We start from the raw sequence: 12,138 nt of genomic DNA, 5'->3' as shown, positions 1-12,138 counted from the left end.
ATCACCGGTACTCGCTGAGCCGCGGCCACAGGCCGAGCGCCACCGACAACGCCGCGCCGACCGAGAGCACCACTCCGCCGACAGTGGTGCCCGACAGCACCCGGCGAGCGGACAGGATGTCGTTGCGCAGTTGGTTGCGGCTCTGCCGGATACCGCTCGACAGCGCCGCGTCGAGCTTGTCGAACGCCGGTGTCGAGTCGTCCTCCCCGGTGCCCAACGCGACCTGAGTCGCAGCCTGATAGTTGCCGACCGAGATATAGGCGTTGATCCGTTCGTCGGCCTGCCGCCACTTGGTCAGCAACCCGTCGGCGTCGGCCAGGTCGTCCTTGGCGATGGCGTCCTTGCGGGCGAGGTAATCGGTGAGCTGTGTGTGCATGGCTTCGACGCGTTGGTAGTAGGAACGCTTGCGGACGTCTTCGTCTCCCCGCCGGATCAGCGACAGCGTCTCGTCGGCGCGCGCCTGCTGGGCGGTGATCGCCAGGTTAGTCACAGTTTTCAACGACTCGGCCGCGGTGTTCTTCGCAGCCCGGCTGCCTGCGGTGGAGATGAGCAATGCCGAGCCCACCCAGATGATCATCACCACGATCGCCAAGCCGCCGGCGATCAGGCCGACGTTCACCCGGCGTTTGGTGCGATCGGCCAGCCACCGGTGACCGAACGCCCCGAACAACAGCGTCACCGCGACCACCATGATCACCGGGGCCGGAATCCGCGTGGAGGCGGTGGTCTCGGCGTCGACCCGCGCCGAGGTCTGCTCGTACAGCCGCTGCGCGTCCGGCAGGATCTGCTGCTGCATCAGGGCCGAGGCTTCCGAGAGATACGACGAGCCGACCGGATTGCCCATCCGGTTGTTGGTGCGGGCGGTTTCGATCAGGCCGGTGTACACGGCCAACTGCGCGTTGATCCGGCCCAGCAACTGCACCAGCGGCTCGTCGGTGAGACCGCTGGAGGCGCGGGTCACCGCAACGGCCGCGTCGGTGATCGCCTGCTCGTAGCGCTGCCGCACGGCGCGCGGCTCGGAGCCGGCGATGAACGCGGTCGCCGCGGCGGCGTCGGCCACCGACAGCGTGGTGTAGAGCTGGCCGGCGGCGAAGGACAACGGCTCGGTGTGGTTGAGAACGGCGGTCAGCTGCGTTTGCCGGTCGGTGATCGTCGTCGAGGTGGCGAACGCGCTGAGGATGCCGAGCGTGGCGAGGATGACGCCGAGGGTCAGGATGCGTCCCGGTGTGGTGCGGACGAACCACCACCGGGGGTGAGCGGGCGGCACCGTCGACCGCTGGCCCAACGGCTCGGTCGACGGGTGTGCCAGCTCGACGGTCACGTTCGCGGACCTCATTCCGTGTTGTCCGGATCCACTGCTGCCCTTTGCCGGGAGGCCCGGCACTCTTTCTGAGACAATCCTAAGAGGTGCTGTGACGGATGGGGCGGGATCGACCGACCTACATCCGGCGTGGCGTGCTTATCCTGAACGCGTGCGCGGGGATGGCGACGGTTGGGTGGTGTCGGATACCGGCACGCCTTATTGGGGACGGCATGGCGCCGCGGGGTTGTTGCTGCGGGCGCCTCGCGCCGACGGTACCCCCGCGGTGTTGCTTCAGCATCGGGCCCCGTGGAGCCACCAGGGTGGCACCTGGGCGCTGCCCGGCGGTGCTCGCGACAGCCACGAGACCCCCGAGCAGGCCGCGGTGCGCGAGGCCCACGAGGAAGCCGGTCTGCGCGCCGAGCATGTCGCGGTCCGCGCGACCGTGGTGACGGCGGAGGTCGTCGGCACCGGCGGCGCGCAGTGGAGCTACACCACCGTCGTCGCCGACGCTCCGGAGCTGCTGAGCACCGTCGCGAACCGGGAGAGCTCCGAATTGCGCTGGGTGGCCGAGGACGAGGTGATCGAGCTGCCGCTGCACCCCGGATTCGCCGCCAGCTGGGAACGTTTACGCATCACCACGATGCTGAGCGCTCACGAGCACGAGGAATGCCTGCTGGCCGTGCCGCACACCGTGGAGATCCGGGCCGGGGTCTTCGCCTGGTGTACGTCGGCGGCCGCGGAAGTCAGCTAGGTTCGGCGGGCTGGTCCAGCGCCGCCAGGAGTCTCTCGGCGGCCGCCTTCGGGTCGTCGGCCCCGGTGATCGCCCGCACCACCACAATTCGGGTCGCGCCGGCCTCGAGCACCTCGGGCAGACGCTCCTCGTCTATCCCGCCGATCGCGAACCATGGCTTGGCCGGTCCCATGGCCGCGACGTCGCGCACCAGATCCAGGCCGGGCGCGGGACGTCCCGGCTTCGTCGGCGTCGGCCAGCACGGACCGACGCAGAAGTAGTCGACGTCCTCGGTGAGCGCGCGGGCGGCCTCGCCGCTGGCATGGGTGGAGCGGCCGATCAGCGCCTGCGGGGCGACCTCGCGGGCCACGGTCAGCGGTAGGTCGTCCTGGCCGAGGTGCAGGATGTCGGCGCGCGCCGCGCGGGCGATGTCGGCGCGGTCGTTGACCGCGACCAGCGCGCCGTGCCGGTGGGCGGCCTCGGTCAGGATTTCCAGTGCGGCCAGCTCGTCGAGGGCCTCCAGCGGGCCGAACTGTTGCTCACCGGGTGAACCCTTGTCGCGAAGCTGGATGATGTCGACGCCGCCGGCCAGCGCCGCCTCGGCGAACTGGCCCAGGTCACCGCGTTCGCGGCGGGCGTCGGTGCACAGGTACAGCCGTGCGGTAGCGAGCCGGGAGCGAGGTTCGTGCACACCGCGACGGTAGCGGCTAGCGTGGAGGATCGGCACGGGAGCCCCGGGGCGGGGCTGAGAGTGGGGCGCAACGCTCCAGACCGTCACCACCTGATCCGGGTCATGCCGGCGAAGGAAGCGAAAGGGATATGTCGAAGGATTCTCTGGCCGTCGTCGGAGGCGGTGTCATCGGACTCGCGGTGGCGCGGCGCGCGCTGCTCGACGGGCTCGCGGTGCGGGTACACCGGACCTCCGGAGGGCCGGAGCGCAGCGACCCGGGAAATGATCGGGGCCTTGGGGCGTCGTGGGTCGCCGGCGGCATGCTGACCCCGCACAGCGAAGGCTGGCCGGGCGAGGAGCAACTGCTGACGCTGGGGTTGGAGTCGCTGCGCCTGTGGCACGACGGCTTCCTCGACGGTCTGCCCGCCGATGTCGTCACCGCGCGCCAGTCACTGGTGGTCGGTGTGGACCGGGCCGATGCGGCCGATGTGCGGACCGTCGCGGACTGGCTGTCGGCCCAGGGCCATCCGGTCACCGTGACGACCGCCGCCCGCGACACCGAACCGCTTCTGGCTCAAGGTATTCGCCACGGCTTCGTCGCCACCGACGAGCTGGCGGTGGACAACCGCAAACTGGTGGCGGCCCTGGAGGCCCACTGTGAGCAGCTCGGGGTGCAATGGGCCGCGCCGGTGGAGCGTCTCGACGACGCCCGCAACGGTGTCGACACCGTGGTCATCGCCAACGGCATCGACGCGCCCGCACTGTGGCCGGGCCTGCCGGTGCGGCCGGTGAAAGGCGAGGTGCTTCGGCTGCGCTGGCGGCACGGCTGCATGCCGGTGCCGCAGCGGGTGGTTCGGGCCCGGGTCCACGGCCGCTCGGTCTACCTGGTGCCGCGCGCCGACGGCGTGGTGGTAGGCGCGACCCAGTACGAACACGGCCGCGACACCGCGCCGTCGGTGGCCGGGGTGCGCGAGTTGCTCGACGACGCCTGCGAGGTGATGCCGGCGCTGGGCGAATACGAGCTCGCCGAGTGCGCGGCGGGGCTGCGGCCGATGACCCCGGACAACATGCCGATCGTCGGCCGTCTCGACGAGCGCACCCTGGTGGCCACCGGGCACGGCCGGTCCGGCTTCCTGTTGGCGCCCTGGACCGCGCAGCGCATCGCCGCCGAGTTGATGGGAGCACACGCGTGAAGCTGATGGTCAACGACGAGGAGCTGGAAGTCGATGACGGCACCACCGTCTCGGGGCTGCTGGACGCCCTCGGCTTTCCCGACCGCGGCATCGCGGTCGCCGTGAACTGGTCGGTTCTGCCTCGTTCACAATGGGATTCGGCGGTGCCCGACGGGGCCCGGGTTGAGGTCGTCACGGCGGTGCAAGGTGGTTGAACAACTTACGATCGCGGGACGCACGTTCGGCTCCCGGCTGATCCTGGGCACCGGCGGCGCGCCGAGCCTGACCGTTCTGGAAGAGGCTTTGGTGGCCTCGGGTACCGAGCTGACCACCGTCGCGATGCGCCGGGTGGACGCCGAGGGTGGCACCGGTGTGCTGGATCTGCTTGCCCGCCTGGAGATCACCGCACTGCCCAATACTGCGGGCTGTCGCGGTGCGGCCGAAGCGGTGCTGACCGCGCAACTGGCCCGCGAGGCGCTCGGCACCAACTGGATCAAACTCGAGGTGATCGCCGACGAGCGCACCCTGCTGCCCGACGCTGTCGAATTGGTCCGGGCAGCAGAGCAATTGGTTGACGATGGGTTCGTGGTGCTGCCGTACACCAACGACGACCCGGTGCTGGCCCGACGGCTCGAGGACACCGGGTGTGCTGCGGTCATGCCGCTCGGCTCACCGATCGGTACCGGGCTGGGTATCTCCAATCCGCACAATATCGAGATGATCGTGGCGGCCGCAGGTGTACCGGTGATCCTCGACGCTGGGATCGGCACCGCCAGCGACGCTGCGCTCGCGATGGAATTAGGTTGTGATGCGGTTCTTTTGGCCAGCGCTGTGACTCGGGCCGCTGATCCGCCTGCGATGGCCGCCGCGATGTCAGCCGCTGTGACCGCGGGCCTGCTGGCCCGGCATGCCGGGCGCATCCCAAAGCGGTTCTGGGCGCAGGCATCGAGCCCGAGTCTGGCCTAGATGAGTCGGTATGTGGCACTGGGCAGTTCGATGGCGGCCGGCCCTGGGATCCGGCCCAGGGTGGCCGGTTCTCCGATCCCGGCCGGCCGGTCGGCCCGCAACTACCCACACCTGACCGCCGAACGGCTCGGCCTCGACCTGGTTGACGTCACCTACTCCGGTGCCACCACCGCGCACGTGCTGCGCGATCGGCAGCACGGTGCCCCGCCGCAGATCGACGCCCTGGACGGTTCGGAGGAACTGGTCACCGTCACCATCGGCGGTAACGACGTCGGCTACGTGCCGCTGCTGTTCGCCGCAACCCTGCCGCCGGTGCTGCGCAGGCTTCCGGTACTCGGTGCGCGACTGGACGAACTCCTGGACCCCGCAGCCAGGGGCGCGGCGCTGAACCAGGTGGGTGCGTCGCTGCGGGAAGTGGGCCGGGTGCTGCGGGAGCGATCACCGCGAGCGCGCATCATGTTCGTGGATTACCTGACGCTGCTGCCTCCCGCGGGAAAACCGGCGCCACCACTGCCGGATGACGTCGCCGACCTCGGCCGCCACATCGCAGCACGCCTGGCCGATCAGACTCTCGAAGCCGCGCTGGCCACCGGGTGCGAGGTGGTCCATGCCGCGGAGATGAGCCGAGACCACCACCCCTGGTCGACCGAACCGTGGACGGTCGGTGCCGGTTCCCTGCTGCCGTGGCGCCCGAAGCCGTGGCACCCCAATGCGGCCGGCATGCGCGCGGTCGCCGATCTCGTCGTCGCGAGGGTGCGTCAGCCGTAGGTGTTGGCCGGTGGGTCGATCCGCACCACATCCGTCACCTCGAGGGTGGGTATCGAGCCTGTGCCGGAATAGGTTTGGCCCGCCGGCGCCGTGCCCACCACCCGCAGCCAGGTGTTCTCCGGCATCGCGGCCGCAGCCCGCGCTGCCGGTCCGGACAGGTGCAGTCGGGCCAGTTGAGCGTCGGCCGCACAACAGACGATCACGATCTTGGCCAAGTCGACGCGATCGCCGTCGCGCATCGTGAAACCGGTCGTGGTGATCGGGTGGTCATCCAGGCCGCCGACCTTGCCGACCGCCACCCTCATCAACACCTCGGGCAGCGACAACGACGGCGCAGGCCCGGGCGGCAGTGGCGGGAACGACCGGGCGATCGACACCGTCGCGGGAGCGGCGGCCCGGGCACTCAACGCCGGTGGCACCACGAAGATCAGCAGGATAACCGGCAGTACCAACAGCCAGACGATGCCGTTGCGGTGATGGTGACCGCCGTGCTCGTGGTGGGGGCCGCCGCGCCGAACGTCGCGCGCGATCGCGGTCAATGCCAGCCCGAGCAGCACGACGGCCGAGATCGCCAGCCACGGCAGCATTCCCGGTTTGACGTACCGGGTGTATGCGCCCGTGACCGTGACCATCACCAGGGCGATCCCGACGATCAGAAGCAACGTGTTCTCGGTTTCGCGCCTCACAGCAGCACCAGCCCGACTGCCGTCGCCAACACCGTCGCCACCACCAGGGTCACCGGCGCGAAGCGCAGCGCGAAACTCCGGCCGAACAAACCCGCTTGCATGGCAACAAGTTTCACGTCGACGGCCGGCCCGACCACCAGGAACACCAGCCGAGGCACCAGCGGCACCATGGTGAGGCTGGCCGCGACGAAGGCGTCGGCCTCCGAGCACAGCGCCAGCACGAACGCCAGCAGCGCCATGGTGATCACACCGATCAGCAGGTGGCCGGCCACATGCTCGAACATCCACGGCGGCACCACGACGCGCAACGTGGCGGCGGCCGCGGCGCCGATCACCAGATAGGAGCCGGCCTGCAGGAAGTCGTGCCGGGCGGCTTCGGTGAACGCGATCCAGCGGGATTGATCCGCGTCGTCCGAGCGGGGCAGCCTGCGGGTGACCCAACCTGGGCGGCCCCACCGCGACCACACCATTCCCATCACCACCGCGGTCGCCAACGATGCGGCGCAGCGCGCGGCCACCATCTCGGGCTGACCGGGGAAAGCCACCGCGGTGGCCACCAGCACCACCGGATTGATCGCCGGCGCACTGAGCATGAACGTCAGCGCCGCGGCACCGGCCGCTCCGTCGCCGAACAGGCGCCGGGCCACCGGAACCGACCCGCACTCGCACCCCGGCAGCGCCGCACCGGCCACGCCCGCGGCCAGCACCGCCGCGGGCGCGCGGCGGGGCAGCCACCGAGCCAGCCGTTGCGGGGACACGAATGCTGCGATCAGTCCGCTGATTATCACGCCGAGCACCAGAAACGGCACAGCCTGCAGAAACACCCCGGCGAACACGGTTCCCGCGGTGGACAGCCGCGGATCGCCCGCGACCCCGTCGCGTATCCACGTGCCCGCCAGCGCGCATACCACCAATGCGGCCGCCAGCACCTCGGTGGAGGTCACCAAGCGGCGGCGCGGGGACGTGACGGTCATCGGGCACATGGTGCCACCCAAACCTGCGCACTCACCGATACGTACCCTGGGCGCGATGAAGTACAGACACGTGGCCGTCGCGCTGGCCGTCGCCGTCATCGCGGTGGCGGGATGCAACCGGCCGGCCGACTCCGGGCAACCGGCCGCCCCGGCCAAGGCCGCCGCGCAGTTCGCCGACGAGCTCCGCCAGCGGGTCACCACCGACGCCATGATGGCGCACCTGCAGAAGCTGCAGGACATCGCCAACGCCAACAACGGAACCAGGGCGGTGGGTACCCCCGGCTTCGAAGCCAGTGTCGACTATGTGGCCGGCGTGCTGCGCTCCAAGGGGTTCGATGTTCAGACCCCGGAGTTCCAGGCCAAGGTCTTCAAAGCCGGCAAGCCGGAGCTGCGGGTCGGCGGCGACACCGTCGCCGCGCAGGCCGCGGAATTCAGCCTCTCCACCCCGCCGCAGGGCGTCACCGGGCCGTTGGTCGCCGCACCGGCGGACGACACACCGGGCTGCGCGCCTGCCGACTACGACGGTATTGCCGTCCAGGGCGCCGTGGTTCTCGTCGACCGGGGCAGTTGCCCGTTCTCCGACAAGCAGGCCATCGCCGCCAAACTCGGCGCGATCGCGATGGTCGTGGCCAACAACGTCGACGAGCCGTCGATGGGCGCCACCCTCGGCGAGGCCACCGACGTCAAGATCCCGGTGGTCGGGGTGAGCAAGGCCGACGGCGCGCGGCTGCGCGCCAATCCCGGGCCGACGATGCTCAAACTCGAGGCCAACACCCAATTGGTCAACGCGCGCAACGTCATTGCGCAGACCAAGACCGGATCGACCACTGACGTGATCATGACCGGCGCCCACCTGGACAGCGTTCCCGAGGGACCCGGCATCAACGACAACGGCTCCGGGGTGGCCGCGGTGCTGGAGACCGCCGTGCAGCTCGGCCCCAATCCCGATGTCAAAAACGCGGTGCGATTCGCGTTCTGGGGTGCTGAGGAGCTTGGGACGATCGGATCCAACAAGTACATCGAGTCGCTGAATGTGGATCAGCTCAAGGACATTGCGCTGTATTTGAACTACGACATGATCGGCTCACCCAACCCGGGCTACTTCACCTACGACGGCGACCAGTCCACCGCCCCGGGGCGCGGGGAGCGGGCGCCGCGGGTGCCGGAGGGGTCGGCGGGTATCGAGCGGACCTTGGTGGCCTACCTGAAGTCGGCCGGAAAGACCGCGCAGGACACGTCTTTCGACGGTCGGTCGGACTACGACGCGTTCACCAGGGCCGGCATTCCCTCCGGTGGCCTGTTCTCCGGGGCCGAGGAGAACAAGACCGCCGATCAGCAGAAGCTGTGGGGAGGTACCGCCGACGCGCCATTTGATCCGAACTATCACAAGCCGACCGACACCATCGATCACATCGACAAGGCCGCGCTGGGCATTCTCGGTGGGGGAGTGGTGTTCTCCGTCGGGCTCTACGCTCAGGACATCGAGGGCCGCAACGGCATTCCCATCCGGGATGACCGCACTCGGCACGCCGGCACGGTGTCGTAGCTTTTCGTTGAGACCGCACTCAGATCCACATTTCGGCGGAGATATGGATCTACGTGCGATATCAATGCCTGCGGAATCAGCGGCCGCACACTCGCCAAAGCTCTTCTGCATCATCGAGGTTGGCGGCGCTCAACCGCTCACCGATGACCGGCTGGGCAAGGAAGTTCACGACGAGATCCTTGACGGCAGGCTCGATCGGCTCGCGCACGCTGAACGCCCACTCCACGAGTTCACCGAGGTGCTCGGCGGCCGATACCGTGTCGATCATCTGCCAGCGGTTCAGGTGAACCTGCAGGGGTTGGTCACACCAGTAGGTGAAGTCGATGAGAGTCGGACTGTCGGAGAAGTAACCCAAATCAGCCGGGTACTCCGCAAGCAGGCTGCGCCACAGGCCGTCGACCAGACTGGTGACAGCTGCACGCTCTGGTGCCGGCCAGGACAACGTCCGGCTCCGTAGCTTGCCCAAATCGAAGGCGAACACCGGTGCCTTCTCCGCGAGCAACGCCTCGATCAGTCGCGGAAAGTAATAGCGAAAGTCGTCGTCGCTCAACGACATCACATGAAGCGCCTCTAACTGCGCCAGCGATAGTGACCGCAGCGGAGTCGACGTGATGTCGGCGGCCGACCACTCCGGACCGCACTGCTCGCACACTGTCAGATTCCTGGGCGTCGGGTACCTCGCGAAGCAAACATACAGGTTCTCAACGGCAGCGATCATGACGACCGTCCGCCGCGCAGCACCCCCAGCGCCCGCATGCCGTGATAGATCACGAGTGCGGCGATCGACCCGAGCGCAATGCCGGTGAACGTGAGATTGCCGATCTTCCAGGTGAAGTCGGCGATGCCGATGATCAGTGCGATCGCTGCGGTCATCTGGTTGATCGGCAGGCTGAAGTCCACCCGATTGGTCAGCCAGATCCGTACACCCAGCACGCCGACCAGACCGTAGAGCACGATCGTCGCACCGCCGAGCACGCCGGGCGGGATCGCCGAGATCGTCGCTCCGACCTTGGGGCACAACGCCAACAGGATTGCGGTCACACCGGCCACCCAATACGCGGCCGTGGAGTACACCCGGGTGGCGGCCATCACGCCGATGTTCTCGGCGTAGGTGGTGGTGGCCGAACCACCGCCGAAACCGGCCAGCACCGTGGCGACACCGTCGGCCGCCAGCGCACGGCCGGTCAGCGGGTCGGTGTCGACCCCTGTCATCTGGCCTACCGATTTCACGTGCCCGATGTTCTCGGCGATCAGCGCGATCACCGCGGGCAGGAACATCGGCAGGACCGAGAGGTTCAGCGTCGGCGTCTGGAACTGCGGAAGTCCGATCCACCCGGCCGCCGCGATCCCCGCGGTGTCCACTTCGCCGAGTGCCAGCGCCAACAGATAACCGGCGACCACCGCCAGGAAGATCGCCAGCCGTCCGATGATGCCGCGGAAGAACGCCAGCGCCGCCACCAGCAGCACCAGCGTGACGAGACCGACCAGCGGGCCCTTCTCGAAGTTCGTCTTGGCGGCCGGTGCCAGGTTGAACCCGATCAGCGCGACGATGGCGCCGGTGACCACCGGCGGCAGCGCGATGTCGATCCAGCGGGTGCCGGCCAGATGCACGGCCAGACCGACGACGATCAGCAGCATCCCGACCGCGATCAGCCCGCCCAGCGCGCTGCCGGTTCCGTGCGAGGCCACCGCGGCGGTCACCGGGGCGATCACCGAGAAGCTGGAGCCGAGGTAGCTGGGTAGCCGGTTGCCGGTGATGACCAGGAACAGCAGTGTGCCGATTCCGGAGAACAGCAGTGTGGTGGCCGGCGGGAAGCCGGTGAGCACCGGGACCAGGAACGTGGCACCGAACATCGCCACTACGTGCTGGGCTCCGATACCCAGGGTGCGCGGCCAGCTCAGCCGCTCGTGTGGGGCGACGACAAAGTTCTGGTCAGCCCGGCTTTCCACCGGTGTCCAGGTCATGGGAATCACGGTCATACCGTAACCGCCGCACCGCGTAGATGACGGCGCCGACGACGAGCACCGCCGTCCCGGATAGCACGGCCGGAAGGGGCAGCGCGATCGCCAGCACCACGCAACCGATCAGTCCGACCGCTGCAATGAGTCGGCCCCATCGGCGGGCTGGAGCGAGGCGCCCCGGGGACTGAGGTGACTCCAGCGTCCAGGCGGACGCGTTCGCGACGGCGTAGTACACCAGCACCGCGAACGACGAAAAGCCGATAACTCCACGGACATCGGTCACCGCGGCGAGCACCGCGACCACCCCACCGACGGCCACCTCGGCGCGGTGCGGGACACCGAAGCGCGGATGCACGGCCGCCAGCGCGACCGGCAGGTGGCGGTCGCGCGCCATCGCCAGGGTGGTCCGCGATACCCCGAGAATCAGCGACAGCAGGGAGCCGAGTGCCGCGACCGCCGCACCGACCCGTACCACCGGCTCGAAGCCGGCCACCCCGGCCATCCGTACCGCATCCGCCAATGGTGCTGCGGCCGTTGCCAATCGCTCCGGACCGAGAGCCGCAAGCACTGTGATCGCAACGGCCGCGTAGATGACGAGCGCGAGCCCGAGCGCCAGGGGGATGGCCCGCGGGATGGTCCGGGCCGGATCGCGCACCTCCTCACCGAGCGTGGCGATTCGCGCGTAGCCGGCGAACGCGAAGAACAACAGACCGGCCGCTTGCAGCACACCCAAGACCGTGCCGTGGCCGAGCCGCAACTGGTCGACGTCTGCGCGTCCCGAGGCCGCCACAATCACCACGACCGCGGCCAGCACCGCCACCACGACGGCGACGATGACGCGGGTCAGCACGGCCGATTTCTGGACACCGCGATAGTTCACCGCCGTCAGGCCCACCACTGCGGCGACGGCCACGGCGTGCGCGTAGGCGGGCCATACGTAGAAGCCGACGGTCAGTGCCATCGCCGCACACGAGGCGGTCTTGCCCACCACGAAGCTCCAGCCGGCCAGGTAGCCCCAGAATTCGCCGAGCCGTTCCCGGCCGTAGACGTAGGTGCCGCCCGATTGCGGGTAGCGCGCCGCCAGCCGCGCCGAGGAGGTGGCGTTGCAGTAGGCGACGACGGCCGCGACCGCCAGCCCGATCAGCAGCCAGGATCCCGCCGCCGCGGCGGCGGGCGCCAGCGCGACGAAGATGCCGGCGCCGACCATCGAACCGAGTCCGATGATCACGGCATCGGTGGTGCCCAATCGGCGTGCAAGCGCGCTCACGGCCGGGATGTTAGGCGCCGAACATGAATGCGGACCGGCGAGGGAGCGGTCGCCCGCGCCCAAGCCGGTCCGGCACGGTCCCCCGACCCATTTC

Annotated in this window: 13 protein-coding genes and 1 riboswitch; of the genes, 6 read left to right on the top strand and 7 right to left on the bottom strand. The window is 69.2% G+C overall.

The features are described 5' to 3' along the window. Position 1: 1 nt before the first annotated feature. Positions 2-1,321: a protein kinase G-activating protein GlnX gene (gene glnX, locus G6N32_RS24865; protein ID WP_115318462.1), complete on the bottom strand. Its 1,320-nt coding sequence runs from the start codon at positions 1,319-1,321 to the stop codon at positions 2-4. A gap of 151 nt (positions 1,322-1,472) precedes the next feature. Here glnX and G6N32_RS24860 point away from each other — a divergent pair, with 151 nt between their 5' ends. Continuing rightward, complete coding sequence (locus G6N32_RS24860) at positions 1,473-2,054, top strand: NUDIX hydrolase (protein WP_115318463.1); 582 nt, start codon at positions 1,473-1,475, stop codon at positions 2,052-2,054. Here G6N32_RS24860 and thiE read toward each other — a convergent pair. Then, the gene (gene thiE, locus G6N32_RS24855; RefSeq protein WP_115318464.1) at positions 2,047-2,724 is read right to left on the bottom strand and encodes a thiamine phosphate synthase; all 678 of its coding nucleotides are present in this window, start codon (positions 2,722-2,724) and stop codon (positions 2,047-2,049) included. The genes G6N32_RS24860 and thiE overlap by 8 nt on opposite strands. A 24-nt stretch (positions 2,725-2,748) precedes the next feature. Beyond that, positions 2,749-2,858: riboswitch (TPP riboswitch) on the top strand. Between thiE and thiO the strand changes: the two genes are divergently transcribed. The 4 genes from thiO to G6N32_RS24835 all read left to right on the top strand — a co-directional run bounded on the left by thiO (position 2,853) and on the right by G6N32_RS24835 (position 5,609). Further along, a complete protein-coding gene (thiO, locus tag G6N32_RS24850) occupies positions 2,853-3,896 on the top strand; it encodes a glycine oxidase ThiO (RefSeq protein ID WP_115318465.1) in 1,044 nt (347 codons plus the stop codon). It overlaps the preceding riboswitch by 6 nt. Continuing rightward, the gene (gene thiS / locus G6N32_RS24845; RefSeq protein ID WP_115318466.1) at positions 3,893-4,090 is read left to right on the top strand and encodes a sulfur carrier protein ThiS; all 198 of its coding nucleotides are present in this window, start codon (positions 3,893-3,895) and stop codon (positions 4,088-4,090) included. Before thiO ends, thiS begins: the two co-directional genes overlap by 4 nt. Continuing rightward, entirely contained in the window at positions 4,083-4,841 is a 759-nt protein-coding gene (gene thiG, locus G6N32_RS24840; protein WP_115318467.1) for a thiazole synthase, read from the top strand. Before thiS ends, thiG begins: the two co-directional genes overlap by 8 nt. After that, complete coding sequence (locus G6N32_RS24835) at positions 4,842-5,609, top strand: SGNH/GDSL hydrolase family protein (RefSeq protein ID WP_115318468.1); 768 nt, start codon at positions 4,842-4,844, stop codon at positions 5,607-5,609. Here the strand turns inward: G6N32_RS24835 and G6N32_RS24830 are convergent. Continuing rightward, entirely contained in the window at positions 5,600-6,295 is a 696-nt protein-coding gene (locus G6N32_RS24830; RefSeq protein ID WP_115318469.1) for a TIGR03943 family putative permease subunit, read from the bottom strand. The genes G6N32_RS24835 and G6N32_RS24830 overlap by 10 nt on opposite strands. Next, positions 6,292-7,269: a permease gene (locus G6N32_RS24825; RefSeq protein ID WP_115318470.1), complete on the bottom strand. Its 978-nt coding sequence runs from the start codon at positions 7,267-7,269 to the stop codon at positions 6,292-6,294. Before G6N32_RS24825 ends, G6N32_RS24830 begins: the two co-directional genes overlap by 4 nt. A gap of 55 nt (positions 7,270-7,324) precedes the next feature. On the opposite strand from G6N32_RS24825, the gene G6N32_RS24820 reads away from it, so the two are divergent. Then, positions 7,325-8,815, top strand: coding sequence for a M28 family metallopeptidase (locus tag G6N32_RS24820; protein ID WP_115319037.1), 1,491 nt, complete (start codon positions 7,325-7,327; stop codon positions 8,813-8,815). A gap of 76 nt (positions 8,816-8,891) precedes the next feature. Here the strand turns inward: G6N32_RS24820 and G6N32_RS24815 are convergent, their stop codons facing one another. From G6N32_RS24815 to G6N32_RS24805, 3 genes are all read right to left on the bottom strand, one after another. Beyond that, on the bottom strand, positions 8,892-9,374 hold the full coding sequence (locus G6N32_RS24815; protein ID WP_163789435.1) for a hypothetical protein: 483 nt from the start codon (positions 9,372-9,374) through the stop codon (positions 8,892-8,894). Positions 9,375-9,529: 155 nt separating this feature from the next. Then, complete coding sequence (locus tag G6N32_RS24810; RefSeq protein ID WP_115318472.1) at positions 9,530-10,795, bottom strand: uracil-xanthine permease family protein; 1,266 nt, start codon at positions 10,793-10,795, stop codon at positions 9,530-9,532. Further along, positions 10,749-11,984 carry an APC family permease gene (locus tag G6N32_RS24805; RefSeq protein ID WP_232077828.1) on the bottom strand — a complete coding sequence of 412 codons (1,236 nt, stop codon included), beginning with the start codon at positions 11,982-11,984 and terminating at the stop codon, positions 10,749-10,751. Before G6N32_RS24805 ends, G6N32_RS24810 begins: the two co-directional genes overlap by 47 nt. Positions 11,985-12,138 lie beyond the last annotated feature (154 nt).

Origin of the sequence: Mycolicibacterium aichiense, from assembly GCF_010726245.1 — a bacterium.
In the GTDB taxonomy this organism is placed as follows: Bacteria; Actinomycetota; Actinomycetes; order Mycobacteriales; family Mycobacteriaceae; genus Mycobacterium; species Mycobacterium aichiense.
Note: the sequence above shows the minus strand (reverse complement) of the source record. Positions and strands in the feature narration are given on the sequence as shown.

What these genes read in the sequence shown, in the direction of transcription:
- G6N32_RS24835 (WP_115318468.1), top strand. Translation starts at nt 4,842, where the DNA reads ATGAGTCGGTATGTGGCACTGGGCAGTTCGATGGCGGCCGGCCCTGGG.
- G6N32_RS24805 (WP_232077828.1), bottom strand. Translation starts at nt 11,984, where the DNA reads ATGGTCGGCGCCGGCATCTTCGTCGCGCTGGCGCCCGCCGCCGCGGCG.
- G6N32_RS24810 (WP_115318472.1), bottom strand. Translation starts at nt 10,795, where the DNA reads ATGACCGTGATTCCCATGACCTGGACACCGGTGGAAAGCCGGGCTGAC.
- G6N32_RS24820 (WP_115319037.1), top strand. Translation starts at nt 7,325, where the DNA reads ATGAAGTACAGACACGTGGCCGTCGCGCTGGCCGTCGCCGTCATCGCG.
- G6N32_RS24825 (WP_115318470.1), bottom strand. Translation starts at nt 7,269, where the DNA reads ATGACCGTCACGTCCCCGCGCCGCCGCTTGGTGACCTCCACCGAGGTG.
- thiO (WP_115318465.1), top strand. Translation starts at nt 2,853, where the DNA reads ATGTCGAAGGATTCTCTGGCCGTCGTCGGAGGCGGTGTCATCGGACTC.